The 26,141-nt window shown below is 61.4% G+C and carries 27 protein-coding genes; 16 read left to right on the top strand and 11 right to left on the bottom strand.

The features are described 5' to 3' along the window. Positions 1–48 precede the first annotated feature (48 nt). Positions 49–1,074: an AraC family transcriptional regulator gene (locus AB8B31_RS29835; protein WP_196251397.1), complete on the top strand. Its 1,026-nt coding sequence runs from the start codon at positions 49–51 to the stop codon at positions 1,072–1,074. A 25-nt stretch (positions 1,075–1,099) separates the two neighbouring features. Here the strand turns inward: AB8B31_RS29835 and AB8B31_RS29830 are convergent, their stop codons facing one another. After that, positions 1,100–2,161 (bottom strand): class I SAM-dependent methyltransferase, encoded by a 1,062-nt coding sequence (locus AB8B31_RS29830; protein ID WP_018448856.1) that lies wholly within the window; start codon positions 2,159–2,161, stop codon positions 1,100–1,102. 268 nt (positions 2,162–2,429) lie between these two features. Here AB8B31_RS29830 and AB8B31_RS29825 point away from each other — a divergent pair, with 268 nt between their 5' ends. From AB8B31_RS29825 to AB8B31_RS29775, 11 genes are all read left to right on the top strand, one after another. Continuing rightward, a complete protein-coding gene (locus AB8B31_RS29825; protein ID WP_130719139.1) occupies positions 2,430–2,750 on the top strand; it encodes a helix-turn-helix domain-containing protein in 321 nt (106 codons plus the stop codon). Between the two features lie 3 nt (positions 2,751–2,753). After that, the gene (locus AB8B31_RS29820) at positions 2,754–3,014 is read left to right on the top strand and encodes a hypothetical protein (protein WP_025397793.1); all 261 of its coding nucleotides are present in this window, start codon (positions 2,754–2,756) and stop codon (positions 3,012–3,014) included. Positions 3,015–3,023: 9 nt separating this feature from the next. Beyond that, complete coding sequence (locus AB8B31_RS29815; RefSeq protein ID WP_112908555.1) at positions 3,024–3,263, top strand: hypothetical protein; 240 nt, start codon at positions 3,024–3,026, stop codon at positions 3,261–3,263. Between the two features lie 109 nt (positions 3,264–3,372). Beyond that, complete coding sequence (locus tag AB8B31_RS29810) at positions 3,373–3,531, top strand: hypothetical protein (RefSeq protein WP_439007661.1); 159 nt, start codon at positions 3,373–3,375, stop codon at positions 3,529–3,531. A 103-nt stretch (positions 3,532–3,634) separates the two neighbouring features. Beyond that, a complete protein-coding gene (locus tag AB8B31_RS29805) occupies positions 3,635–6,196 on the top strand; it encodes a GcvT family protein (RefSeq protein WP_130719140.1) in 2,562 nt (853 codons plus the stop codon). A gap of 428 nt (positions 6,197–6,624) precedes the next feature. Beyond that, positions 6,625–7,605, top strand: coding sequence for an HlyD family secretion protein (locus tag AB8B31_RS29800; RefSeq protein ID WP_130719141.1), 981 nt, complete (start codon positions 6,625–6,627; stop codon positions 7,603–7,605). Position 7,606: 1 nt separating this feature from the next. Next, positions 7,607–8,815 carry an ABC transporter permease gene (locus AB8B31_RS29795; RefSeq protein WP_130719142.1) on the top strand — a complete coding sequence of 403 codons (1,209 nt, stop codon included), beginning with the start codon at positions 7,607–7,609 and terminating at the stop codon, positions 8,813–8,815. Beyond that, positions 8,812–9,948, top strand: coding sequence for an ABC transporter permease (locus tag AB8B31_RS29790; RefSeq protein ID WP_182565540.1), 1,137 nt, complete (start codon positions 8,812–8,814; stop codon positions 9,946–9,948). Before AB8B31_RS29795 ends, AB8B31_RS29790 begins: the two co-directional genes overlap by 4 nt. Positions 9,949–10,025: 77 nt before the next feature. Next, positions 10,026–11,546: a mechanosensitive ion channel family protein gene (locus AB8B31_RS29785; RefSeq protein WP_130719144.1), complete on the top strand. Its 1,521-nt coding sequence runs from the start codon at positions 10,026–10,028 to the stop codon at positions 11,544–11,546. 292 nt (positions 11,547–11,838) lie between these two features. Further along, positions 11,839–12,216 (top strand): helix-turn-helix domain-containing protein, encoded by a 378-nt coding sequence (locus tag AB8B31_RS29780; RefSeq protein WP_182565539.1) that lies wholly within the window; start codon positions 11,839–11,841, stop codon positions 12,214–12,216. Then, positions 12,216–13,448 carry a type II toxin-antitoxin system HipA family toxin gene (locus AB8B31_RS29775; protein WP_439007601.1) on the top strand — a complete coding sequence of 411 codons (1,233 nt, stop codon included), beginning with the start codon at positions 12,216–12,218 and terminating at the stop codon, positions 13,446–13,448. Before AB8B31_RS29780 ends, AB8B31_RS29775 begins: the two co-directional genes overlap by 1 nt. A gap of 227 nt (positions 13,449–13,675) precedes the next feature. Here the strand turns inward: AB8B31_RS29775 and AB8B31_RS29770 are convergent, their stop codons facing one another. Genes AB8B31_RS29770 through AB8B31_RS29760 form a run of 3 tightly spaced genes read right to left on the bottom strand, consistent with a single transcriptional unit; the run spans position 13,676 to position 15,417 of the window. Continuing rightward, positions 13,676–13,900 carry a hypothetical protein gene (locus tag AB8B31_RS29770; RefSeq protein ID WP_439007600.1) on the bottom strand — a complete coding sequence of 75 codons (225 nt, stop codon included), beginning with the start codon at positions 13,898–13,900 and terminating at the stop codon, positions 13,676–13,678. Then, a complete protein-coding gene (locus tag AB8B31_RS29765; RefSeq protein ID WP_130719148.1) occupies positions 13,897–14,649 on the bottom strand; it encodes a COG4280 domain-containing protein in 753 nt (250 codons plus the stop codon). Before AB8B31_RS29765 ends, AB8B31_RS29770 begins: the two co-directional genes overlap by 4 nt. 39 nt (positions 14,650–14,688) lie before the next feature. Continuing rightward, positions 14,689–15,417, bottom strand: coding sequence for a phosphatase PAP2 family protein (locus AB8B31_RS29760; RefSeq protein WP_113544405.1), 729 nt, complete (start codon positions 15,415–15,417; stop codon positions 14,689–14,691). A gap of 191 nt (positions 15,418–15,608) precedes the next feature. On the opposite strand from AB8B31_RS29760, the gene AB8B31_RS29755 reads away from it, so the two are divergent. After that, complete coding sequence (locus AB8B31_RS29755) at positions 15,609–16,154, top strand: hypothetical protein (RefSeq protein ID WP_113544404.1); 546 nt, start codon at positions 15,609–15,611, stop codon at positions 16,152–16,154. A gap of 7 nt (positions 16,155–16,161) precedes the next feature. Here AB8B31_RS29755 and AB8B31_RS29750 read toward each other — a convergent pair whose 3' ends face one another. The 5 genes from AB8B31_RS29750 to AB8B31_RS29730 all read right to left on the bottom strand — a co-directional run bounded on the left by AB8B31_RS29750 (position 16,162) and on the right by AB8B31_RS29730 (position 20,836). After that, positions 16,162–17,649 (bottom strand): HAL/PAL/TAL family ammonia-lyase, encoded by a 1,488-nt coding sequence (locus AB8B31_RS29750; RefSeq protein ID WP_131647411.1) that lies wholly within the window; start codon positions 17,647–17,649, stop codon positions 16,162–16,164. Continuing rightward, complete coding sequence (locus AB8B31_RS29745) at positions 17,646–18,422, bottom strand: ABC transporter ATP-binding protein (RefSeq protein ID WP_112908543.1); 777 nt, start codon at positions 18,420–18,422, stop codon at positions 17,646–17,648. Before AB8B31_RS29745 ends, AB8B31_RS29750 begins: the two co-directional genes overlap by 4 nt. 28 nt (positions 18,423–18,450) lie before the next feature. After that, on the bottom strand, positions 18,451–19,155 hold the full coding sequence (locus AB8B31_RS29740; RefSeq protein WP_112908542.1) for an ABC transporter permease: 705 nt from the start codon (positions 19,153–19,155) through the stop codon (positions 18,451–18,453). Positions 19,156–19,165: 10 nt separating this feature from the next. Continuing rightward, positions 19,166–19,891, bottom strand: coding sequence for an ABC transporter permease (locus AB8B31_RS29735; RefSeq protein WP_018069855.1), 726 nt, complete (start codon positions 19,889–19,891; stop codon positions 19,166–19,168). A gap of 105 nt (positions 19,892–19,996) precedes the next feature. After that, the gene (locus tag AB8B31_RS29730; RefSeq protein WP_113544610.1) at positions 19,997–20,836 is read right to left on the bottom strand and encodes a transporter substrate-binding domain-containing protein; all 840 of its coding nucleotides are present in this window, start codon (positions 20,834–20,836) and stop codon (positions 19,997–19,999) included. 196 nt (positions 20,837–21,032) lie between these two features. On the opposite strand from AB8B31_RS29730, the gene hutC reads away from it, so the two are divergent. The 3 genes from hutC to AB8B31_RS29715 all read left to right on the top strand — a co-directional run bounded on the left by hutC (position 21,033) and on the right by AB8B31_RS29715 (position 23,831). Next, entirely contained in the window at positions 21,033–21,788 is a 756-nt protein-coding gene (hutC, locus tag AB8B31_RS29725) for a histidine utilization repressor (protein ID WP_113544611.1), read from the top strand. 433 nt (positions 21,789–22,221) lie between these two features. Continuing rightward, positions 22,222–23,289 (top strand): cyclic nucleotide-gated ion channel, encoded by a 1,068-nt coding sequence (locus AB8B31_RS29720; RefSeq protein ID WP_439007599.1) that lies wholly within the window; start codon positions 22,222–22,224, stop codon positions 23,287–23,289. Between the two features lie 269 nt (positions 23,290–23,558). Next, positions 23,559–23,831: a hypothetical protein gene (locus AB8B31_RS29715; RefSeq protein ID WP_439007598.1), complete on the top strand. Its 273-nt coding sequence runs from the start codon at positions 23,559–23,561 to the stop codon at positions 23,829–23,831. A gap of 234 nt (positions 23,832–24,065) precedes the next feature. Here AB8B31_RS29715 and AB8B31_RS29710 read toward each other — a convergent pair whose 3' ends face one another. Further along, on the bottom strand, positions 24,066–25,763 hold the full coding sequence (locus tag AB8B31_RS29710; protein WP_222312618.1) for an FAD-dependent oxidoreductase: 1,698 nt from the start codon (positions 25,761–25,763) through the stop codon (positions 24,066–24,068). Positions 25,764–25,773: 10 nt separating this feature from the next. Beyond that, positions 25,774–26,076: a UBP-type zinc finger domain-containing protein gene (locus tag AB8B31_RS29705; RefSeq protein ID WP_130653710.1), complete on the bottom strand. Its 303-nt coding sequence runs from the start codon at positions 26,074–26,076 to the stop codon at positions 25,774–25,776. Positions 26,077–26,141 lie beyond the last annotated feature (65 nt).

Genomic DNA, 26,141 nt, shown 5'->3' with positions numbered 1-26,141 from the left:
GACCCAATCGAATGTTAAGGAAAAGAAGGTTATGGAGGATCGGGCCGCATGCTGACGCATGTGGCTGAAAATGCCGTAAAATCTGCCTTTTTCCTCCCGGCCGCTCTGTCGGCCGTGGTCTCTTCCTCTTGTCGAGCGGGATTATGCCCGAAATCGGCATGGCGACCAGAGAAGGATTATGCTTTCAGGGGTAATTTTGTGCTGCAGGATTTGATCGCCAACGGACAGTCGATGAGGACGGTTTCGCTGCCCCGGGGCCGCCAGCGGCTGCACGCCATGCCGACCAGCGCCGGATACGAAGTGCGCGAGAACGAGACCTATGACTGGGATGGCCGCCGGCGCGGCCAGACCCCCTTCACCGTGCTGCAGCACACGATCAGCGGCAGCGGCAAGCTGCGCTATCAAAACCGCAACTATCGCCTTCAGGGCGGCGATACACTTCTTGTGCTCGTCCCGCACAATCATCGCTACTGGTTGGAGAAAGGCGACCGCTGGGAATATTTCTGGATCTCGATGAATGGCGAGGAAACGCTGCGCATCCACCAGATGGTGCTGTCCACTGCCGGCCCGGTGCTGAAACTGCAGCCCTCGACCATCGATCATCTCGCCGATTGCAGCCTGCGCCTCGTCAAGGGCGCGACATCGCCGGGTGCTGCCTCGGCGATTGCCTATGAAGCGGCGATGGCGCTCTACGACGACGTCTTCGGCTCGCCGGCCTTTGCCGCCGAGCTCAGTGTCATGCAGCCGGTGATCGACCATATCAATGCCAATCTCGAAAAACCGCTACCGGTGAGCGAGCTTGCCGGCATTGTCGGCCTCAGCCGCGCGCATTTCTCGCGCAGCTTTGCCGAGAGCGAGGGCATGCCGCCGGCCGAATTCGTGCTGCAGCAACGCCTGCAGCGCGCCGTCAAGCTTCTGACCAAGGCAGACTTCCTGCCGGTCAAGGAAGTCGCGATCATGTGCGGCTTCGAAGACCCCAACTATTTCTCCAAGGTCTTCCGCCGCGTCTATGGCACCAATCCCACCGAATTCCGCACGACGGGCATGTATGCCAGCATCGGCAAGCTGAGATAGCTTGCCGCCTGGCAACCCAGTTGCGTCAGGCGCGCACCTCAAACACCATGTTGAACGGGGTTTCCGTGGCGCGACGGAAATGCGTGAAGCCGGCGTCGAGCGCGACCTTTCGAAGTTTCATTTCTCCCGCCTGCGCGCCGAGCCCGAGCCCCACCTCCTGGGAGAGCGATGCCGGCGTGCAGATCATCGTCGACGCGCCATAATAAACGCGGCCGACCGGGTTGAGATTGTCCTTGAGATGGTCATTGGCAAAGGGCTCGACGATCAGCCACGTCCCGTTCGGCCCAAGCGTTTCCTTGACATGCCGGCCGGCGCCGACCGGATCGCCCATGTCGTGAAGGCAGTCGAACATGGCAACCATATCATAGCCGCGCCCCGGAAATTCCGCGGCCGAGCCCTGCTGGAAGGTCACGCGGTCGGCGACGCCGGCATCCTGGGCAGCAGCCTTTGCTCTTTCGATCGACGGGCCGTGATAGTCGAAGCCGGTAAAATGGGAAGCGGGATAGGCCTGCGCCATCAGAATGGTCGAGGCCCCATGACCGCAGCCGACGTCGGCGACACTGGCGCCGGCCTTGAGCTTTGCCTCGACCCCGGCAAGAGCCGGTATCCATTCGTTGACGAGATGGCTGTTATAGCCCGGGCGAAAGAACCGCTCGGTGCCCCGAAAGAGGCAGGTGCTGTGCTCATGCCAGCCGAGACCCTTGCCGGTGCGGAAGGCATCGGCGATCTTGGGTTCGTCCATCCACATGGATTGGACGACCTCGAAGGCGCCGACGAAAAAGGCGGGGCTGTTTTCCTCGGCGAATACCATCGCCTGCTCCGGTGTCAGGCTGAAACGATCCGTCTTTTCATCGTAAGCGACATAGTCGGCGGCCGCCTGGGCGCTCAGCCATTCCCTGAGATAGCGCTCCTTTATCCCGGTTTTCGTGGCCAGATCCTGGACGCTCATCGGCGTTCCGTCGGCCATCGCCTTGAAGATTCCGACCTGGTCGCCAAGCACGACCAAGGCACCTGACATGGCGGCGCCGACGTCACCAACAAGACGACCGACGAGTGCATCGAGTTTTTGCATATCTGGCTCACGCATTGTTACCTCCCGGGTGCGTGATAAGGAAAATCTAAATTAGACTGTAATAATATTCAGTCAATCAATCTTCCCCTTCGCCAGATGAGCGTCGAGTATTAGTGGTCGGCAGACTATTCCAGGGAGATCGCAATTCTCGGAAAGGCGAATGTAAAATGATTCAGAACGCCCTATTCCGTCATGCGCCTTCTCGTCATCTCTTGTCTCGAGATTACATTTTTTATATAATCTGTCCGAGGCAGAATCACACTTTTGATGCAAGGTTATTGTTTTGTGCCTATCTTCCGCTCAATGCCGCGCTGCTCGCGCCCTTTTGGCATGGTCTCAGGACGATCTCTCGTCAGCTTCAAAAGTCGCCAAAGCGACGATTGCGAATTTCGAGGCCGGAAAGCGCTCCCCCTACGAACGAACGCTTCAGGATGTGAAGCACGCCCTGGAAGGCGGCGGGGTTGTGTTCATCCCTGAAAATGGTGGAGGTGCGGGCGTTCGCCTGGCAAAACGCGCGGATGCGTCGATCGACACGAATGAAACCGAGACGGTTCAATATGAAGAATATCTCAAAAACGAGGCACCGCCCGGTGCAGGTGGCTGAATGATGGCAAAGAAAGAGAAGCTCGAACACTCCGAACTGGCGGGAGAATTCACCGACGACGGGATCACCGTGCTCGTCGATATCTTCCGCACATCCGGCAGCAATGAAGACTGGACAATGGAGGTGGTCACGCAGGCGGAGGATCTGATCCGCTGGGACGAGCCATTTGCGACTGATCGGGATGCCTTCGACGAATTCCTGGCCGTCGTTGCCCGCGACGGCATTCGATCGTTTCTCGAAGATGAAGAGCCATCCGTGCATTGAGGGTATCCCGTGAAAAGCATCAATGATCTCGTCGCATCCGCGAAAACCGTCTGCGATCGATACCGGGCCGGGCGGATGGAACGCGAAACCGTGCGGGAATGGGTTCTCGGGCTCGGCGCCTATCCGCCGCCCCATGGTGACCGCGTGCGGGAGGCCGCAGAATGGTTCCGCTTGCACAATCGCGAGCCTGTTTCCGAAGACATCATGCTCGTGGACATCGACCGGCTTGCGGCGATTTCAGCGCCTTGATCCCGGAGTTTGCGAGCGGAGGGGCCAGCTGCGAGGTCTCGCCCATATCCGATCTTAGCCACGCATTGCCTGACCGTTCGATGCGGGATGGACCGCCGCGGCGCCAGCGCTGTTTTGCGGTTGCCTCGCCGCCTCGATCCGGTCTGGCGCAATTACGCCGGTACTAGGCGGCGTAGGACCAATGACGATCATGAGCCTTATGCATAATACCCTCATCGCAGCTTCCATGCGGAGCGGTCTGGGGGTTCCGCAGCTTCGGCAAATGTGACACTCCTTACGCGGCTGACATGGCTCCTGCATCGCGCGCGCGAAGCGTACGTCAAGCGCGGCTAGGTAATTTTTATTCGTGCGATAAGTAGAAGGAACAGCACGTGGCAGCATTTCCGGAAAAGGCAAAGGTCGTCATCATCGGGCTCGGCGGTATCGTCGGCGCCTCCATCGCGCATCATCTCGTCGAGCGGGGATGGGACGATATCGTCGGCATCGATAAGTCGGGCATCCCGACCGATATCGGTTCGACAGCCCATGCCTCGGACTTCTGTTACACCACGAGCCATGACTATCTGTCGGTCTGGACCACGCAATATTCGATCGATTTCTACGAGAAGATGGGCCATTACGCCCGCATCGGCGGCCTAGAAGTGGCGCGTACCGGCGATGATGCCTGGATGGAGGAAATCAAGCGCAAGCTATCCTCGGCACGCGCTTTCGGCACGCGCGCCCACTATGTCAGCCCTTCCGAGATCAAGGAGAAGTTCCCGCTGATCGAGGAAGATCAGGTGATGGGCGGCCTTTACGATCCGGATGCCGGCCTCGTGATCCCGCGCTCGCAGACCGTTGCCGGCAAGCTGGTCGATGCCGCCGAAAAGGCTGGCAAGCTACAGGTGTTCGGCAATACCCCGGCGAAGTCGCTGATCGTCGAAGGCGGCCGCATCAAGGGCGTCGTCACCCATCGCGGCACGATCATGGCCGACCACGTCATCGTCTGTGCCGGCCTCTGGGGGCGCCTGATCGCGGAGATGGTCGGCGAAGACCTGCCGGTGATGCCGGTTGACCACCCGCTCACCTTCTTCGGTCCTTATAACGAGTTTGAAGGCACCGGAAAGGAAATTGGCTTCCCGCTGCTGCGCGACCAGGGCAACTCCGCCTATATGCGCGATACCGGCGACCCGGCGACCACGGAGGGCGGCCAGATCGAGTGGGGCTACTACGAAGCCACCAATCCACGCATGTGCCATCCGCGCGATCTTCTCGAAAAACACGAGGCGCGCCTGTCGCCCTCGCAGCGCGACCTCGAGATGGAACAGATCATCGAGCCGCTCGAGCGCGCCATGGAGTTGACGCCGATCCTCGGCGAACTCGGCTATAACGAAGGTCACTCCTTCAATGGCCTTCTGCAGGTTTCCGCCGCCGGCGGCGCTTCCTGCGGCGAGAGCCAGAAGGTGCGCGGTCTGTGGTATTGCGTCGCCATCTGGGTCAAGGACGGCCCAGGCTATGGCAAGCTGATCGCCGACTGGATGACCGACGGACGTACTGAAATCGATCACAACAGCATCGACTACGCCCGCTTCTATCCGCATCAGTTGACGGAAGAGTTCATCGAGGGCCGCTGCTACGAAGCCGCCCAGAAGATTTATTTCCCGGCTGTTCACACCCGCGAACCCTATGCATCCGGCCGCAACGCCAAGCGCTCGCCCTTCTACGAGCGCGAAAAGGAGCTTGGCGGCTACTTCATGGAACTTGGCGGCTGGGAGCGTGCGCACGGCTACGCCGCCAACGAGCACCTTCTGGAGAAATACGCCGACCGCGTTCCGGTTCGCGAGAACGAATGGGACAGCCGCCATTTCTGGCGCGTGTCGAATGCCGAGCATCTGGCGATGAGCGAGGATTGCGGCATCGTCAATCTCAGCCACTTCCACATGGTCGACATCGAGGGTCCAGACCATGTCGAGCTGATGGAATGGCTGTGCGCTGCCAAGGTCGGCGGCGATGCCAACATCGGCAAAGGCATTTATACCCACTTCCTCGACGACGAAGGCATGGTGCGCGCTGACTTCACCGTCTTTCGCATGGCCGACCGCTGCCGTCTCGTCAACGGCGCCGATGCCGGCCCGCGTGACCTGCATTATATGAAGCGGGTCGCCCAAGACCGTGGCCTCGACGTGATCATCACCGACGTCTCGGAGAAATTCGTCACGATCGGTATCTGGGGTCCGAACGCGCGCGACACGCTGAAGAAGGTTGTCGCCGATCCGGCCGGGCTCGATCAGGAGAACTTCGCTTTTGCGGCAATCAAACCGATCGAAATTGCAGGCAAGCCTGTCACCGCCTTCCGCATCTCCTATGTCGGCGAGCAGGGCTGGGAACTGCACATGAAGTACGAAGACGGCCTCGCCGTCTGGGATGCGCTGCGCTCGACCGGCGTGATGGCCTTCGGCGTAGAGACCTATGCAAACTCCCGCCGCATGGAAAAGAGCCTGCGCCTGCAGAACGCCGACCTCCTGACCCAGTACAACCTGATCGAAAGCGATCTCGCCCGTCCGAAAGTCAAGGAAGCCGATTTCCGCGGCAAGGCGAAGCATCTGGAATACAAGGCGCGCGAGCACCAGCCGGCCATGCTCTGCACGCTTGTGATGACCGAGAATACCGACAAATCGGGCGTGAAGCGTTATCCCCTCGGCAACCTGCCGGTTGTCGATCCCGCCACGGGAGAAGTTCTGGTCGACGAGCTTGGCCGTCGGTCCTACACGACTTCGATCGCCTACGGCCCAACGGTCGGAAAGAACATTGCCTTGGCCTATCTGCCTTGGTCGCATTGCCAGGTCGGACGCAGGCTGAATGTCGAGTATTTTTCCGAGAGCTATCCGGTGGAGGTAGTCAGCGTCGGGTACAAGCCGATCTATGACCCAGAAAATCTGAAGCCGCGCACCTAAGCGCATCGGCCCCGCAAATCGGAATCGGTTTTCGGAAAGCACGATGCGAGGGTTGAAAGTGTTGCAGCGTCCTTTGCGCGTCTTAAACCACGCGCGGCGCTGTAAGCACCTAAGCGCTTGTGGCGCCGCAAGCACGGGGACGCCACAAACATCAGGTTGAGCCGCTTGCCCAGAAACAACGAGAAATCTCGCAGTTCGTGCCACTCCGTTGTGTGGGGAGTGTGCACGTCACCCGAGATTTCGAACAAGACAAAGACGTACGGGCGGGGCCCACGCTCTCCCGCGGGTAAAGGTTGCAAGACTGTTACCCAACAGACCGGTTGTCACATAGAAACAGTCATTTGACATCTCTCCAGCGACCGGCAATGTTGACCTACCAGTCTTCCAAATGCATCCGGGCGACGTCATTCGGCAAGGGAAAGTGGGTCATGACAGCTTCCAGAATTCTTCGGCCGGTGATCGCCTTGGCGGCTCTGGCAGCACTCGGCATTCTGCTCTGGTTTGCAACACGCCCGCCACCACTGATCGTCCAAGGCGAGGTCTCAGCCAATCGGGTCGATATCAGCCCGCGTGTTTCCGGCCGCATCGCCAAGCTGAATGTCGATGTCGGGGATAACGTCGAGACCGGCGCTGTCATCGCCGAGCTTGAAAGTCCTGAGCTGACGGCCGCCCTTCATATGTCGCAAGCCGCCCTTTCCGTTTCGCAAGCCGATCTTGCCCGCGTCAATAGCACGCGTCCCGAGACGATCGATGCTGCCAACGCCGAACTTGCGGCGGCTACGGCGGATGTGACCCTCTACCAGGAAGAGTCTGCGCGTCAGGCCAGGCTGATCACCACCGGCGCCTCGACTCAGGCTCAGGCGGACCAGGCGGCCCGCAATCTTGAAGCAGCGATCCGCAAGCGTGAATCCGCCGAGGCCAATGTGCGGCTGGCGGTCGCCGGCTCCAGCAAGGAAGAGAAGGCGCTTGCCGCCGCGCAGGTGGAACAGACGCGCGCCTCGCTGGATCAGCAGCAGGTCAACGTTTCCGAGCTGACGATCCATGCGCCGATCTCCGGGCAAGTCACGACGAGGGTTGCCGAACTCGGTGAGAATTTCAGCGCCGGCGCGCCGCTCTTTTCGATTATCGATCTCCAGAACCCCTGGTTCACGTTCAACCTGCGCGAGGATCTGCTGAAGGGCCTGAAGGTCGGGGACAATTTCGATGTCGTCGTGCCGGCAATCGGCCCTGATAAGATCGCGGTCAAGGTGACCATGATCAATGCACAGGGACAGTACGCGACCTGGCGGGCGACGCGGGCGACCGGCGATTTCGATCTCAGGACATTCGAGGTGCGCGCCGTTCCGGTAAAAGCCGTGGACGGCTTGCGGCCCGGCATGAGCGTCATTGCCGCCTGGTCGGAGCGTTGAAATGACGCCGCGCGGGCGCATGCACCCGGGTTTTATTCTCGTCTTCACACGGGAGTTCCACTGGTTTCGCCGCCGGCCCTTCCTCTTGTTCCTGACGACGGTCCTGCCGCTGCTACTGATGGGGCTCCTGGCCGCGGTTTTCAGCGCGGGTCTGGCAACCCGCCTGCCGATCGCCGTGCTCGATCAGGACGGCACCGATCTGTCGCGCCAGATCATCCGCATGGTCGATGCCAGCCAGGATACGTCGGTCGAGCTTGCCGTCAGCGACCTCGCCGAAGGCCGGCAGCTCATCCTCTCCGGCGAGGTTCACGGCCTGCTGATGCTGCCGCGCAATCTCGAGCGCGACGTGTTGTCCGGCCGCCGGCCGGAGGTGGTGTTCTTCTACAACACCCAGACGATGACGACCGGCAATCTGGTGGTGCGTGGCGTCAACGCCGCCGTACCGACAGTGGCTGCGGGCATCAGATTGTCGTTGCGCACTGCTCAGGGAGAGCCGGTCGACGCCGCACAGGCCGCTCTCGCTCCCGTTCCGGTACAGGTGAACCCGCTCTTCAATCCCACCCTCAACTATGCGCATTTCCTTCTTGCCGCTCTGATGCCCAGCGTCCTGCAGGTGGTGATCATCACGACGATGGCCTATTCGCTCGGCCTCGACGTCGAGAGCCGCCACCGGCTGCGTATCCTCCGACGGCTGGGCGGCGGGTTGGGGCCGGCGCTGGCGGGCAAGATCCTGCCTTATACGCTAATCTTTCTCGCCGTGCTCGGCATCGCCGATCTGGTCCTCTTCGACTTCCTCGACATGCCGCTGCGCGGCAATCGCTGGCTGCTGCTGATGGCCGGCACCCTGTTCATCCTGGCAAGCCAGTTCATCGGCGTGCTGCTGGCGCTGTTCCTGCGGCCGATGGCAAGCGCCATCAGCATCGGCTCGCTGCTCGCCGCGCCCGCCTTCGGCTTCATGGGCATCGGTTTCCCGAGGATAGGCATGAACGACTTCGCCTATTATTACGGCCAGATGATCCCCGGCACATGGTACCTGATGGCAAGGATCGACCAGACGATCCGCGGCACACCGCTCGATCTATCGTGGAAGCCGATCCTGGTGCTGCTCTTCCTCGTCGTCCTGCTTGCATCCGTCACCGTGCTCCGGCTGGAGGCGATAAGATCGAGGAACAGACGCGAGCCATTGGCATTGCGGGAGGCCACCCGATGAACGGCGTGCTGACGACCTGCCGCATCGAATTGCAGCGCATCCTGTCGTTGCGGCCGGCATTCTCCGTGCTCATTCTGGCAGCCTGCATCTATGCCGCCCTCTATCCCCAGCCCTACCGGGGCGAGGCCCTGCGCGACGTGCCAATCGCACTCGTCGATCTCGACGGCACCGACAGCAGTCGCCAGTTCGCCCGCCGCGTCGATGCCTCGGCCGATGTATTCATCGGCGCCGAATTGCCCGACGAGCCAAGCGCCGAGCGCGAGGTCTTCAGCCGCCAGCTCTACGGCATCCTGGTCATCCCGAAGTATTTCGAGCGCGACCTGCTGCATGGACGACCCTCGCCCGTGGCGCTCTATGCCGATGCCAGCTATTTTCTGATTTATTCGCGCATCTCCGGCGGCGTCTCGGCCGTCGCCAAGACTTTCGGCGCCGAGGTCGAGACCGCAAGACTGGTCGCCATGCATGTCGACCCCGCCGTCGCCGCTGCAGCCTCCGACCCGATGCCACTGACGACGGTACCGCTCTTCAACCCTCAGGGGGGTTATGCCACCTATCTCCTCCCCGCCGCCTTCGTTCTCCTCCTGCAGCAGATGCTCCTGATCGGCGTCGGCCTGCTCGGAACGCTGCGAAACGACCGGCTCGCCGACTCGCCGGCCGGGGCTCTCGCAACCGTGCTCGGCAAACTGCTCGCCTACCTCATCCTGGAGGCGGTGGTGCTGCCCTTCTATCTGATCGTCCTGCCTTATCTCTACGACATTCCAAGGCTCGGGGGACCGCTTACCATCTTCGCCGTCTCGCTGCCCTTCGTGCTTTCCGTCAGCGCGCTCGGCATGGTCGTCGCCGCACTCTTCCGAAGCCCCCTCACCGTCCAGCTGGTGTTCGCGGCGATCGGCATCCCCTTCCTGTTTCTCGCGGGCTTTTCCTGGCCGACCGAGGCGATGCCGAAGGCGCTGCATTATCTGGCGCTACTGGTTCCCAGTAGTTCCGCCATCAACGGAATCGTATCGGTATCGCAACTGGGTGCACCGTTGAGCGACGTCCGCACGCCGTTTCTGACGCTCTGGGCGCTGGCGCTATTTTACGGTTGCCTCGCGGTCGGATTGGAAGTCAGGATGCGGCGAAGCCACCATTAGAATTCAAGAGGGAGGCACGATGTTGACCGAAAACCGCTCACACGTTTCGGCATCATGCTCTGGCGAATGGACAGTCGATGCTTGATAATTTCACATGGTCCGGAGTGCTTGCCGATCCTGTCGTCCAGGCCGGGACGCTGGCCGTCGTCGGTGCGATCGTCACGCGCATAGCGCTTCGGCCCTTCCCGAGCTGGAAGCTCGCTGGCCAGGTGTTTTTCTTCGCGGCGCTCACCGTCTTGCTGCTCTATCACGACATCGTGCCCTACGAAGTCGGGCCGGCGCCGGCTTCGACCTTCGAACGCGTCTTCATCGCCCTTGCCAAGGTGGTCTGGTGGATCAATGCCGCCTGGGCGCTGATCGCCTTCGTCCGCGTCTTCCTGATCTTCGAGCGCCAACCGAGAGAAGGTCGCCTCGTTCAGGATCTGGTCATCGGCCTGATCTATCTCGGCGCGATTCTCTCGGTGGTCGCCTATGTCTTCAGCTTCCCCGTCGGCACGCTGATCGCCACCTCGGGTGTCTTTGCCATCATCCTCGGCCTTGCGCTGCAAAGCACCCTGAGCGACGTCTTTTCCGGCATCGCGCTCAATCTCGGCCGGCCCTATGCGATCGGCGACTGGATCGTGCTGAATGACGGCGTCGAGGGTCGTGTCGTCGAAACCAACTGGCGCTCCACCCATCTGCTGAACGGCTCGAACGACCTCGTCGTCCTGCCCAACAGCTTTCTGGCCAAGGTCGGGCTGACCAATCTCAGCAGCCCCGACCGCAGTCACGGCGCCTCACTGACTGTCCGTGTCGTGCCGACGATCGGGCCGTCGGCGATCATCGAGGTCATGCGTACCGTACTTTTGAGCAGCGGCTCGATCCTGACCGAACCGAAACCCGGCGTGCAGATCAAATCGCTGACATCAGATGCAGTGGAGCTGGAACTCTCCTTCCGCGTCAGGGATATCGGCCAGGCGGGGCCGGCGAAGAACGAGATATTCGATCTCATCTACCGTCATATCAAGGCCGCAGGCCTCACCTTGGCGCGGCCGATCGATGCGGCCGGCCCGCCACCCGACCAGTTGCAGTCGGAAGAGGTGATGAAGCCGCACCGGCCGACGCCGCTCAAGCTTCTCGACGCCATCCCGCTGTTTTTCTCGCTGACCGAGGACGAGAAGGAAACACTCGCAGCCTCGATGACCCGGCGGACCTACAAGAAGGATTCCATCCTCATCGAGCAGGGCGATACGGTTGCATCGCTGATGATCGTGCGCAGCGGCGCCCTCGTCGCCACGCGGCGGGAAGGCCATCAGGAAGTCGAACTCGGCCGGCTGGCGCCGGGCGATTATTTCGGCGAAAGCGGGCTGCTGATCGGGGTCGGCGAGGCCGCCAGCCTGCGGGCGCTGACCTTCGTCGTCGTCTACGAGATTGCCCAGGCAAGCCTAACGCCGCTGCTGCACGACCGGCCCGGCATCGCTGAAGAGCTTGCCGCCACTTTGTCGCGCCGCATCGAGACCGGCCAGCATTCCTTCGCGCCCGAAGGCGCCACGCTGAACGGCGGTTCGATGACCTCACTGGTGACACGCATCCGCCACCTGTTCAAGGTGCCGCAGTAAAGCTCCAGGGCAATGGGCGCCGATGCCTGTCACCGCGGCCCGATCCCGCTTCAATGCCAACCCCGAGAACAAGGTAGGTCTCTCCGACGACAAACACGGCTGACGCCGGCGCAAATGGCTACTTTTCCGAATTTCTCGCTAGCGCATCCTCCAGCGACCGCCAGTCGTCGCGATGCGCCTCTGCTGCTCCCTAGCCAGCCAGGGGTTCGTTTATTACCACGTAGTCGGCAGCTACCAATTTGTCATATATGATGTTATAAATGATTTTATCCACCGTATCTGGATAATAGCTATGGGATCGCCGAAATCAAAACCTGCCCTCGAAAGGCTTGGACATGACATCCGTGGCGCTCGCTTGCGGCGCGGTATCGCCGTGGCCGATCTGGCCGTGCGCGCCGGCACGTCGCCGAGCACCGTCGCGCGGTTGGAAAAGGGAGATCCTGGTGTTGGGATCGGCACGCTCGCCGATGTTCTCGTTGTGCTTGGTCTTGTCGACCGGTTGGCCGACCTGATCGACATCCGCAAAGACGATCTGGGTCTGGCGTTGGCCGCCGAACGCCAGCCACGTCGCGGACGGTCTTTTGCGACCGCACTGCGCAGGCAGAAGGCCAAGGGGAAGACGGCACAGGAGGATACGGATGTCGTTGATCTAGACGGCGCATCATTCTGATGCCCGATTTCAACGCCCATGTCGTTCTCGGCGAGAACCTGACACCCGTTGGCCAGTTGCGTTTCACGCAGGCGGGGCCTCGACAGTTCTCGACTTTTGCTTACGATCCGGCCTGGATCGAAAATCCTCGTGCCTTTGCCGTGCAGCCGACCTTTCCCCTTGAGGCTGGGCCATTTCACACATCTGGCCAGCCCGGAAACATGCGCGACGCATTGGCGGGCGTCTTCGCAGACGCTGCACCGGACAGTTGGGGCCGCAGGCTTCTCGAACGCACCTATGGTAATGGCCTTTCGGAGTTCGAGTATTTGACGCTGTCCGATGATGCCTGCCGGCAGGGCGCGCTGCGATTTGTGGACGATAGGAGAGAAATCATCCGGGGCGGCGCCGCCGACGCCGTACCGCGTCTGGTCGATCTGGAGACCATCACCGCCATCGCCCGGGCCTATGAGCAGGGCAAGGAGATATCCGCGGAGGACATGCAGTTGCTCGCCGGTGCGGGCGGTTCCGGCGGTGCGCGTCCCAAGGCCAATGTTCGGGACGGCGACACGCTCTGGCTCGCCAAGTTCACCTCGGTTCATGATCAGCAGCCGGTCGAACGCCTCGAGGTCGCCACGCTCCGCCTCGCTCGGACCTGCGGGATCCGTACGCCCGAGGTAAGGCTGGAACTGGCTGATACGCCATTCCCGGTCGCTCTGATCAAGCGGTTCGATAGGCGCGAGGCCGGCCGTGTACCCTATATTTCGGCCCGCACTGCCCTCGGCAAGACCGGGGCCGAACTCGGCTCCTATACGGAGATCGTCGACTTCATGCGGGCCAATGCCGCTGATCCGCAGGCCGATTTCCGTGAACTCTTTCTGCGCCTGATCTTCACCATCCTCGTGTCGAACAAGGATGACCATCTAAAGAATCACGGTTTCCTCTATGTGGGGGCCGGTCGCTGGCGACTGTCTCCGGTGTTTGATGTTAACCCCGAACTTGACCGCAATCCGCATCTTGAAACGTCAATTCTTGAGGGTGGTGCGCATGACCGATCAATCCGTCTGGCCTTCGAAGCCTGCCGGTTCTTCGAAATCGCCGAAACGGATGCTCGCCAGATGATCCGCGAGACGACGCAGCACATTTCCCTGCAATGGCGAGATATGCTTCGACAAGTGGGCGTCTCCGGTACGTTGGCGCGCGAGTATGAAGCCGCCTTTGTGAATGACCAGACCGAGATAGCGCTCGCTCTATAAACCAGATATGCACGATATACTCGTATAACTCATCATATATGACGTAGTTCGTGCCAGCTCAACACTATGATGTGGGATGTTTCTGATGATCGGGCATCACACATGCGCAAAAATTCCCCAGTCCGCCTGATTTTCTAAACCAGCCTGGGCGCCGCACTGAATGGCAGCTCGGTTGGCCCGCCGGTGACGCCTATCCGCCACCTGTTCTAGGTGCCGCAGTCCCCGAGCTATTTCCGTTGAAACTTCTTCCGCGCCGCCCGCCCCACGCTCTCGGCGAGGATCAGCGGACAGCCGAAGAGAAGCAGAGCAGCGGCGAGCAGCGCGTCGACATGGGCGAATTTCACCAGAACGCCGACGATGGCAATTAGCAGCAGTGCCGCCAGTGCCAGCGCGCCGTCGTCGATGAACATGCCGAAGAATTCCTTCAAGGCGACCTTAAGAATTTTCATCACGCGGCCACCTCGGCATGGGTGTTGAAATAGTAGCGCAGCATCCGGACTGCTGCGAAGGAAAAGACTGCGAGCACGGCAAGTATCGCCAGAAGCGAAAGATCAGCGCCGGGCCAGTCGGCGCCGACGCCCTCGCCGACCCAGAATATGCCGAAGGCGCTGAGCAGCAGCCCGACGACGAATTTGAGGCTGTTCTCCGGAACCGCCGAGAGCGGCTTGTGCACGAAGATGCCGATGATCAGCACCAGCAGGCAGGCCGCGGCCGCTCCAAGGCTGGCATAGCCGATCATGCCGTGTCCGGCGCCGGTAGCGATGACGATGAACACCACTTCGATCCCCTCGAGCAACACCGCCTTGAAGGCTGTGGTGCCCGCCAGGAAATTGGCACGGCGCTCGGCAGATTGGCGCCGGAGGCTGTCGGTCTCGGCCGCAAAGGCCTTCTCCTCGTCGTGTAGCGCGATGAAACCCGAAGCCCGCAGGATCGCCTTGCGCAGCCAGCGCAGGCCGAAGAGAACGAGCAGCGTCCCGATGACGAACTGCATCAGTTCGATCGGAATGAGCCCGAGCAGCGGACCAAGCGCCAGCACGAGAAGAGCGAGAAGGGCGAGCGCAAGACCGGTGCCGATGAAGGCTGGACGCCAGCTCTGCGTGACGCCGACGGCGAGGATGATGGTGAAGGCTTCAACGACCTCGACGAAAGAGCCGAGAAATGCGGCCGTGATCGTCGAAGTGATCGTTGTCAGAGTTGTCATGGTTCTTGTCCGTTATGCCGGCTGAACTGCTATCTTTTCTTACCGTTTTCCGGATTCTACAACATCATCTGGCGCACGGCTCGGAATAAACCGCTTCGAGATCAGCCAGCAGCCAAGCGCCCAGAGCGCACCGGCGCACCATCCGGCCAAGACGTCCGTGGGATAATGGACGCCAAGGTAGATTCGGCTCAAGCCGATGAGGACGGCGAGGAAGACGCCGGTGCCCATGACGAAGATCCGTGTTGACCGGTAACGCTGTGTCCGGGCCAGCAGCGCTCCAAGTGTCAAATAAGTCACCGCCGAGACCATCGCGTGTCCGGAGGGAAAGCTGAGATCGCTCACTTCGACCAGATGCGGCACGATGTCAGGGCGCGGCCGCGCGACGAGGACCTTCAAGAGAGTGCTCGCCAGCCAGCCGCTCAGCACAGAGGAAAAGACGAAGATCGCGATCGGCCAGCGCCGGTCGAGCAGAAGGTAGGCGGTGACGAGAACCGTCATCAGCGAGAGAACGGTGATGCCGCCGAGGGCAGTGATATCGTCGACGGCATGCGTCAGCCAGCCAGGACCGATCGGCACGGCAAGTTCTCCCGGCCGTCGCAACGCCAGCAGGATTGCCTCGTCAAAGCGGAATGTCTCACCCTCCAGGACTTCGCTCGTCAGTCGCTGCAGCACGAACAGTCCGCCCGCGACCGATGCCAGCATAATGAGCGTCAGCGGCTCATAGGCGGTAAGCCGTGTCAAAAATCCGCGTCGTTGAACCTCGGACATGCCTGCATCAAACTCCGTTCGTATGTTGTCGACCCTCGCCAGATTGGCAACTCAAAGCCAGGATTCAAGACCTTGGCGCATTCAAAGACACTCGCCAGGGCGACCGCCGTCCAATCTGAGCACGCTCGGTAGCAAAAGCTCAACCTTCTTTTGCTATCGCTGAATACGATTGCGTTGGAGATGGTTCGGCGATGAAAATTCCGACAGTGATGCTTCTGATGACGGCCGTCCTGCAGCCGGCGTCCGCCTTCGGCGAGACCGATTGGATGGGCGGCGCGAGACAATGGTCGGTCGGCTTTGCGAATGAGAGCCCGCATCCCTATTGCCGCCTGCTGTGGGACAGCGAGATCGGCAAGACCATGGAATTCCGCCAGACCGCAACCGAGACGTTCTGGCTGGTATCAAAGAACACATGGGACATTCCGGCCGACACCAAGACCGAGGTGACGCTGATCAACCGTACTACGACGAAAGTGGTCGCGGCCGAATTCTTCGACAAGAACACGCTTCGCCTCTGGGGTCCTGCAAGCAAGGGGAGCGCCGGGTTGAAGAAGATCATCAAGAATTCCTTTGCCGGAATGCCTGACGTGCAGCTTACCTTTGCCGGCGATGAAGGCGACTGGACGCTTCCGCTCTCACGGGTGGATCAGCTCTACCCGACTTATCGCCAGTGCCTCAAACGCCTCGAGGCTGGCGAAAGGCCGAAGCAGAATTCCGAGACAAGCAAACCATTCTGAAAGTCAACTATCGCGGCGGCGCAGTATCGCGGATCAGAGTGCGGACGGCTTCGATATCGCCGTTGAGCGGCCGTTCGTCACTATAGTGGGAAACATGCTCCCGCACGGCCTTGTAGACCAGGTCCGTGCCTGAGGCGCGCGGCGCCGTCGCCGCCAGGAAATCATGCGCCTGGGCACCGGCCATCAGCTCGATTGCCAGGATATATTCGGCGTTGTCGATGACGGCGAGCAGCTTGCCGGCGGCAGCCGTCGGATGCGCGAGGAAATCCTCCTGCAGACCGGAAGTCAGCCCGCCGTCCATGGCCGCGGGTGCGGCAAGGCGGCGGTTCTCGTTGCTGAGTGCCGCGGCAGTATATTGGGCAATCATGAAGCCGGAATGGCTGCCGGCATCGCTGGCGAGGAAAGGCGGCAGGCCGCTCACCAGCGGATTGACGAGCCGGTCCATGCGCCGCTCGCTGATTGCGCCGATCTGCGCCAGCGCAATGGCCAGGCTATCGGCCGCCTGTCCGAGCGCCGGGGCAACCGCATGGGCCTCGGAGGAGACGATCGGATGTTCCGGCGTGCCTGAGACAGCCGGATTGTCGGTCACCGAAGCAAGCTCCTGGTCGACGATGCGGGCGGAATTGTCGAAGACATCGCGGGCCGCACCATGGGCGTGCGGCACCGAACGAAGGCTGAGCGCATCCTGCGTGCGCCGACCTAAGGCGGCGGCGACAAGACCGCTGCCCTGAAGCCGCGCTCGCAGGCTCGCTCCGACTTTTTCTATTCCCGCCGATGGGCGAAGCGCCAGCACGGCGGCGTCGAAGGCGGCGATCTGGCAGCCTGCTGCTTCCAGCGTCAGTGCTGCGATCGCATCGGCCCAATCGAGCAGCCGCTCGGCGCGTGACAGCGCCACGGCAGTCAAGCCGGTGGCGCAAGCCGTGCCGTTGACAAGGCTCAAGCCCTCCTTGGCGCCGAGCACCAGTGGTTGGAGGCCGATCGCGGCAAGCGCCTCGCGACCGCTCATGCACCGGCCGTCCAGGTGAGCGCAGCCTTCGCCGATCAGAACAAGCGCAATATGGGCGTTATGGACGAGGTAACCGGCAGAACCCTTGGACGGCACGCAGGGAATACAATCATGTTCCAGCATGGCCGCAAGATGCTGGACTATCTCGCGCCGCACGCCGGAATGGCCATGGGCGAAATTGGCGATCTCAGCCGCGATGATGGCGCGCACTTCGCGGGCGGCCAGCAACGGACCGACGCCGCAGGCATGGCTGAGCACGATGCTGCGCGACAACAGGCTCTGCGAGGCACGATCGACCACTGTATCGGCGAGTGCCCCGACGCCGGTATTGACGCCATAGGCACGCACGCCCGTCTCGACGATGCGCGCGACGATGCGGCTTGCTTGCTCGACGCGCGCCAAGGCGGTGGGCGACAGCGCGAGCGCTTCTCCGGTCCCGACGCGCGCGACATCGCGCCAAGTCAGCACGGACTCGATCGTGATTGTCATTGACCGCTTCCGAAATGGCCGATGAATTGGCGAAACGCGGGCGTTGCGCCGCCGGTGAACATGTCGTCCGGCTTGCCGCTGCTTTCGATCAGCCCCTCGCGCATGAAGACGACGCGGTTCGAGACGTTGCGGGCAAAGCTCATCTCATGGGTGACGACGAGCATGGTCATGCCCTCCTCGGCCAGCGCGCGCATGACGCGCAGAACTTCGCCGACAAGCTCGGGATCAAGCGCCGAGGTCGGTTCGTCAAAGAGCATCACCTTCGGCTTCATCGCTAGCGCGCGGGCGATCGCGGCGCGCTGCTGCTGGCCGCCGGAGAGATGGGCCGGATAGGCATGGCGCTTATCGGCGATGCCGACCTTTTCCAGCAGCGCTTCGGCCTCGGCGATGCAGTCGGCACGCGGTCGCTTCAGCACATGGATCGGCCCTTCGATAACGTTTTGCAGGATCGTCATATGGGACCAGAGATTGAAGGACTGGAACACCATGCCGAGTTCGGAGCGGATATGGTCCACCTGCTTCTGGCTGGCCGGCTTGCTCGTGCCGCCCTTGTGCACCATGCGGATCTGTTCGCCGTCGACCCAGATCTCGCCGTCGCTTGCGGTTTCGAGCAGGTTGATACAGCGCAGGAAGGTCGACTTGCCGGAGCCGGAGGCACCGAGCAGCGAGATCACATCGCCGTCTTCCGCGTCGAGGGAAATGCCGCGCAATACTTCGTGCGTACCGAAGCTCTTGCGGATATTGCGGACCGATAGTCGGGTTACGCCTGGCATGGGTGCTCCAATCGGGTCAAAAAGCCGCTTACGCCTTCAGCGCCTGCGGAATGGCGCGGCGATGTCGGGAAAGCGAATATTCGAGCAGAGCCATGCCCTGCAGGATGATGAAGTTAAGGACGAGATAGATGATCGCCGCACAGAGAAAGACTTCCATGGTGCGGTAGGTCTGCGAGATCAGCCGCTGCGCCACGCCGGTGACTTCCCAGACGGTGACGAGGCTTGCGAGCGCCGTCGACTTCATCATCAGCACGATCTCGGTGGAATAGGCCGGCAGCGCGTGGCGAAAGGCGATCGGCGCCAGGATACGGCGCACGAGCAGGAAGCCGGACATGCCGATCGAGCGTGCCGCTTCGATCTCCTTCGGCGAGACGGCGCGAATGCCGCCGCGGAAGATCTCCGCCGTGTAGCCGGCGGTGCAGAGCGCCAGCGACAGCACGGCGCAAACCATCGGCTCGCGCAGGAACGGCCAGAGGAAGGAATAGCGGATGACGCCGAACTGGCCGAGGCCGTAGAATACCAGGAACATCTGGATCAACAGCGGCGAGCCCCGGAAGACGAAAATATAGCCCTTGGCGAAGCCCGAAAGCACTGAGTTGCCGCTGGTCCGCATCCAGACGATGACAAGCGCCAGCAGGCCGCCGGAGACGATCGACAGGGAAAACAGGATGAGCGTCGTCGGTACGGCCTTGAGCAGGGTGACCATGGTCGAGGCGATGAAGGTGAAATCCATGGTCGCCTCCTTACGCCTGGCCCATGGCGGATGCCGGCATGCTGCGATTGGCGCGGCGCTCCGCCCCGTTGAAGATGCGGTCCGAAAGGCTGGTCAGGAGCAGATAGAGGCAGCCGCCGGCAATGAAGAACAGGAAATATTGCCGGGTCGAGCCCGCCGCCACCTGGCTGGTGCGCATCAGCTCGGCAAGACCGGTGACGGAGATCAGCGCCGAATCCTTGAGACTGAGCTGCCAGACGTTACCGAGGCCGGGAATGGCGAGGCGAAACACCTGCGGCATGATGATGCGGCGAAGGCGCATGCCGCGATGCATGCCGATCGCCGAGGCGGCCTCAAGCTCACCTTTGGAGATGGCGAGGAAAGAGCCGCGGAAGACCTCCGCCTGGTAGGCGCCGGAGATGATGCCGACGGCAAGCGCGCCTGCGACAAAGGAGGGCAAGCCGAGGAACCCCTCGTAACCCATTGCCTGGCCGATAGAGGTGACGGCCGACGAGCCTCCGAAATAGATGAGATAGATGATCAGCAGTTCGGGCACGCCGCGAAAGACGGTCGTATAGACGTTGCCGAGCGTGACGAGGACAAGATTGCCGGAGAGTTTCGCAGCTGCGACAATCGCGCCGAGCACTGCGCCGATCGCCAGTGCCGTCGCCGTGACAGCCAGCGTCATCAAGGCGGCGGCAATAAGCAACGCGCCCCATCCCGTCGAGCCGAAGCCGAGAAGTTCCAAGCTTGCCATATCGTCCGTTCCCCGTCCGTGGCAGTGTTTTGCGGATTGACAATAGCATGCGGTCTCCGGCGATAAAGCCGGAGACCGGTGTTTACGGCCGAAAGGCCGAAACGCTTATTGCGGGCTGACGTCGACCTTGAACCACTTCATCGAGAGGTTCTTGACGGTGCCGTCGGCAAGTGCGGACTTGATCGCTTCGCTGAACTTGTCGCGCAGGTCCGTATCGGCCTTGCGGACACCCAGGCCTTCGCCCTCGCCCCAGATCGAACCGGCGATCTCGGGGCCGGTGAAGTCGAGCGCGCCGTTGGCGGACGCAAAGGCGTTGTTGAAATAGACGGCATCGTCGAAGCCGAGGTCGATACGGCCGTTCTGCAGGTCGAGGTCGCGGTCGGCACCGGTCTTGTATTCGCGGATCTCGGCAATATCGCCGAAATTGTCATAGACGAACTTGGCGTAGACGGTCGCCGCCTGGATGCCGATCGTCTTGCCCTTGAAGGCGGCCTTCAGCGCGTCGATCTCTTTCACGCCGGTCTGGCCGGGCGTCATCTTGATCGTAGTGCCGGTGCCGGCGGCCTTGGCCAGCGGGCTGTCCTTGGCGGTAGCAAAGGCGGCAGGCGTGGCGGCATAGGGAACCGTAAAGTCGATGACCTGCTTGCGCTCATCGGTGATCGACAGCGCATCCATGATGACGTCGAACTTGCCGGCGTTGAGCGCCGGGATCATGCCGTCCCAGTCGGAGGCGACAAGCGTGCATTCGATCTTGGCCCGTTCGCACAGCACCTTGGCGAGTTCCGGTTCGAAGCCACCGAGGGTGCCATCGGCATTGGTGAGGTTCCAGGGCGCATAGGCGCCTTCGAGGGTAATGGTCGCCTTCGTCCAGTCTTTGGAAAAGGCAGGTGCGGCGAAGGCGGAAAGGGCCGCCACGCCACAAAGCAGGATTGCGCTGAATTTCATCTTTGAATTCTCCTCTGGAGTTGAAACAGACCTTGCGGCACCACGGCCGATCTTCGCCGGCTTGCCCTTTCCTGTCCTATTTCTGTTTCAAGGACCGATTGGGAGGTTGTATATGGTACCATATGAGATATTTTGTGATATGCAAGAGGAAAGTCGAATTATGTGGCGAATTCCATTCGTGCAAAAGGAATAGGCAATGAAGCGTCCCGGCGAGATGAAGCGCGAACTGGCGGAAAATGATAGCACCCCGCTCTATGCCGGCGTCAAGCAGGTGATCCTCGACCGCATCCAGAGCGGCGAATGGCCGCCGAAATATCGCGTGCCCTCGGAAAACGAGCTGGTCGTCGAGCTCGGCGTCAGCAAGATGACCGCCAATCGGGCGCTGCGCGAACTTGCCAACGAAGGCGAACTCGTCCGTATCCAGGGCGTCGGCTCCTTCGTTGCCGAGCGCAAGGGTTATTCAGCACTGTTCGAGGTCCGCAACATCGCCGAGGAAATCGCCGAACGCGGTCATGTCCACGAGGCCTCCGTCGTTGTTCTCGCCCAGGAAACCGCCTCTCCAGAGGTTGCCGACGCGCTGGAACTTGCGATTGGCGCTGCGGTTTTCCATTCGCTAATCGTCCACAGCGAAAACGGCGTTCCCGTGCAGATCGAGGACCGCTTCGTCCACCCGGAGGCCGCGCCTGAATATCTCGACCAGGATTTTTCGACGCTGACGCCGAACGCTTATCTGACGGCTGCGGCCCCGCTGAGCGGCTCCGAGCACGTTGTCGAGGCGGCGATGCCGCAGGCCTGGGAATGCAAGCTGCTGACCATCATGAAGACCGAACCGTGCCTGACGATCCGCCGCCGCACATGGTCGGCAAAGCAGGTGGTCTCGACCGCACGTCTCGTCTATCCAGGCCACCGCTATCGCTTGGAAGCCCGTAGTGGCAAGATGTTCGAGGAATGAAAACACCCGTCATGTTGTATATGGGACCGTGTAGGCCGCGCCGTCGCCAGGAGCGGGTGTAAACGGCAGCGGCCGCACTGTTTGACCGAGGAAACAGCGTCCTTGGCGGAGACTTATCATGGCGTGTGTAAATAAGCGGAGGAGACTTTTTACGAGCTCGGCAATAACGCATGGACAAGGCGTGGGCAACCGCCGCACGCCAATGATTGTCCGTTTCGACGGAGGTCGGATCTTCTTCTCCTTGTTGCGTCGGGCCCCGGGCATGCCTAGTTGAAGCCCGACGGATAGTCTTGCTCGAGATCGGACTAGGGCTGGCGCCCTTGGCCTCGTGAGTCGCGGGATCTCGGGCGGCACCTGCATCAGTCCCCCGTTCCCTTGCGTGTGGCCGGAAGGTATCTATTGTCGACGAATGCCGGGTGGTTGGGAGTAGGTAATGTCGGCAGTGCCGTTCTCAAAGATTTCGACGCCGCTCAACGCGCTGTTCGCTGCAATCGGTCTCCTGGTCGTTGCCGCATTGACGACGCAGGGCCTTACTGGACAGGAGCGGCTTGTCTTTGAGCTGCTACTTGCGGCAATTTGGCTGGCCTATGTCCTCCAATTGAGCGGCACATTGCTTTCACGGCGAGACCGCTTGTCGGGCGGGATGCCGGCCCTCGTGATCGATTTTCTCGCGGTTCTAGTTCCGGCTGCTGCATTCTTGTTCGTCGGGTCCCGTGATCGAAACCTCTATTGCGCCATTTGGCTTCTCAAGCCGTTGCGCGACTCGACCTTCTTCAGGCTGCTGGCAAAGGTGGTCGCGAATGAATCGCGCAATCTGCTTGGCGTGACATCGGTGTTCGGCATCGTTCTTTTTGGTGCTGCGTTGGCCGGTTATATCATCGAGCGAGACGTCCAGCCCGATAGGTTCGGCAGCATTCCGCAGGCGATGTGGTGGGCGGTCGTGACGCTGTCGACGACCGGCTACGGGGACGAGATCCCGCAGAGCTTTGCAGGTCGAGTTCTGGCCGGATTGGTGATGATGAGCGGTATCGGTATTTTTGCACTTTGGGCCGGCATCCTCGCCACCGGCTTCTACGAAGAGGTTCGCCGCCAAGACTTCGTTCGCAATTGGCAGTTGGTCGCTGCCGTACCCCTGTTCCAGAAGCTTGGTTCCGCTGCACTGATAGAGATCGTTCGGGCGCTGCGAACGCGCATTGTCCCCGCGGGTGCCGTGATCTGCCGCAAGGGCGATGTTGGCGATCAGATGTTCTTCATTGTCGAGGGGCGGGTCACCGTGGCGACACCCGACCATCCGGTGGAACTCGGTGCCGGAAACTTCTTTGGCGAGATGGCGCTAATCAGTGGCGAACCTCGCTCAGCGACGGTCAGCGCAGCAACCGAGGTATCGCTGCTGTCGCTCTACGCCGTGGATTTCCAGATGTTGTCGAGCAGCAGTCCGGAGATCGCGGAGACCATCCGCAAGACGGCGCTGGAGCGGCGGGGCGGGCCGCCGAAGGAATAATCCAAGCCTGATGGCTGCGGCATGGCAGCGGCGTGGAGGGCCTTGACCGGCTCATTGCTCCCAGACGGTCGAAAAGTAGAGCGTCCGAGGCGTTGATTCCAACCCTGAACTTTTAACTTTGCTTTATGATCGGCGGCTCTCCTGTGGACTGGGGCCGGGGCCGTGTTTCAAAACTAGCGCCGCTTACACCAGCATCGACAAATGTCCCGCAAAGTTTCCAACCACGCGATGCGATATACGAAGCCCCCAGATCAAGCTGGGTTTCTATGATGGTAACCTACGCGCGGTATTCGATAGATCAGCAAAACCCTGTCGGCGGCGGCATCGCGCAGGAGGCGACGAAAGGCGAGGAAATCCGCGTTTCTCCCGCCCTGATCCAGCCCATATGGTCCGGCGATGTCTCCGCAGCCGTCGCTGACGCGGCAGTCGCGGCACCCGTCAACGGCATTGTCGAAGTCGGCGGTCCGGAAGCCCTGCCGCTCGACGAACTGAATCCGCTGCTTCGTGCGCATCACCAAGGACCCGCGCAAGATTGTTCCTGACTTCCACGCTCGCTATTTCGGCATCGCCCTCAACGACCAGTCACTGACGACAGGTAAATCCGCACGCCTCGGCTCCGTCAGCTACGAAGACTGGCTTGCCCGCCAGGTGAGCGCATAAGGCAAGACGGAAACCAGATATGCGAATTGGCGTAGCCCGCCCATGCGCACGATCTCATAAAAGCTGGCGCCGCTGCACCAATGAAAAGTCGCCCCACCCGCTTAAAGGAATGCAGCCTATTTCATGAGCGCGGACTGTTTCAGCGCGGCATGAATATCGCTGACGACGGCAGCACCCTCGCCCACCGCCGCCGCAACCCGCTTCGTCGACCCGGCGCGCACGTCGCCGATCGCAAAGACGTTCGGCAGACTGGTTTCAAGCGCGAGCGAGGGCCGCCCAAGCTCCATCTCGACATCGGGAGTAAATCCCGTGCCGGTCCTGATGAAGCCCTTGTCATCGGTCTTGATGCGGCACTTGATCCAGTCGGTATTGGGATCTGCGCCGATGAACATGAAGACCTTGCGAAGGTCGTAATTTGTCTCGCTCCGCTGCTGAAAATTCGTGACGGTGGCCGTCAGGCGGCCATTCTGCTCTTCGGAGAGCGCCGTCAGTTCGCATCCCACATGCATCTCCACATTCGGCAGCGCAGCTATGCGTTCGATCAGATAGGTGGACATGGTCTCCACCAGGCTTCGGCGGATCAGGAGATGCAGGCGCCGGACCCGCGGCGCCAGAAAGGCGACAGCCTGGCCGGCCGAATTGCCGCCGCCGACAAGCGCAATATCGTCGTTTTCACAGAGCTTTGCCTCGATTGCCGAGGCCCAATAGGAAATTCCCGCTCCTTCGAAACGGGCGATGTCGGGAATGGTAGGCCTGCGGTATCGGGCACCCGAGGCGATGACGACGGTTCGCGCCTTCACCGTCCTGTCTCCATCGAGGCGCAACATCATCGGGTCGATTGCCCGCCGGCCTGCCGCCGCCGGGACCAGCTCGCTGACATCGAGCGGCAGGGCGATCTCCGCGCCGAACTTGAGCGCCTGGTTGAAGGCGCGGCCGGCGAGCGCTTGGCCCGAAATTCCGGTCGGAAAGCCAAGATAGTTTTCGATGCGCGAGGAACTGCCGGCCTGCCCGCCGATCGCCCGCGCATCGATGACGATGACGCGCAGCCCTTCGGACGCGGCATAGACGGCAGCCGCCAGTCCCGAAGGTCCGGCGCCTACGATCGCCACATCATAGAGGATGGCCGGATCGAGCTCCGGCATGATGCCGAGGCAGCAGGCGGCTTCCGCATCGGTTGGGTGTTTGAGGACGGTGCCATTCGGGCAGACCATCAGCGGCAGATCGACAGGCAGGATGCCGAGCCTCTCTACTAATGCCCGGCCCTCATGGTCGGAGGCGGCATCGAGCACGACATGCGGATAGCCGCTCCGGGACAGAAAGCCCTGCAGCCGCGTGAGATCGCGCTCGCCGGGATGGCCGATCAGGATCGAGCCGGCGCCGCCGAACTGAATCAGTTCCACGCGCCGCAGGATATAGGCGCGCATGATGATCTCGCCGATCTCGGCCGAACCAATGATCAGCGCCTTCAGATGGGCAGCATCGAAGGCCAGCGCCACACATCCTTCCGGCCCCGCACGCCCGCCGGCAAGCAGCGGCCTTCCGGAGAGCTGGCTGACCTCTCCTGAAAACTGCCCCTCGCCATGGCTGGTGATCAAGACTTCCGGCGTCGACAGTCCGTCATGCCGGAAAGCATCCAGGCGGCCGGAAAGGACCAGCCATGCCGGCGCATTCCGGTCACCGATCTGGTAGACAACCTCACCGGGAGCAAATGTATGCGGCCCGCCGCTGGCAAAGCGCCTCGCCATCTGAACCTGCGCGGCGCTCAGCACCGGAAACATCTGATAGCGGCGGGATTCCAGATTATCGGCGGTCATGTCGAAGCCCTCAATAAAAGCTTGGGATCGGGCCGCGCTGCGGCGTCTGATCGGGAAGCTCCACCATGATCTGGTCGAGATAGCACCAGCCCCAGCCTTCGGGCGGGTCATAGCCCTCGATAATCGGATGTCCCGAGGCGTGAAAATGCGCCGTCGCATGCTTGCCTATGGATTGATCGCAGCATCCGACATGGCCGCATTCCCGGCACAGGCGAAGATGCACCCATTCCTGGCCAATCTCCAGGCATTCTTCGCAACCAAGCGTCCTTGGCGTCACGGATCGCACACCTGCGACATGCTTACATCCCGACATCTGCTTCTCCGGTGGTGATTGAAGGCTGTCCCTGCCGGAAGAACATAGATCACGAGGCGATTTTC

Source organism: Rhizobium sp. 62_C5_N11_2, from assembly GCF_051811185.1.
Taxonomy (GTDB): Bacteria; Pseudomonadota; Alphaproteobacteria; order Rhizobiales; family Rhizobiaceae; genus Rhizobium; species Rhizobium leguminosarum.
This window is presented reverse-complemented; position numbering and strand designations above follow the sequence as displayed.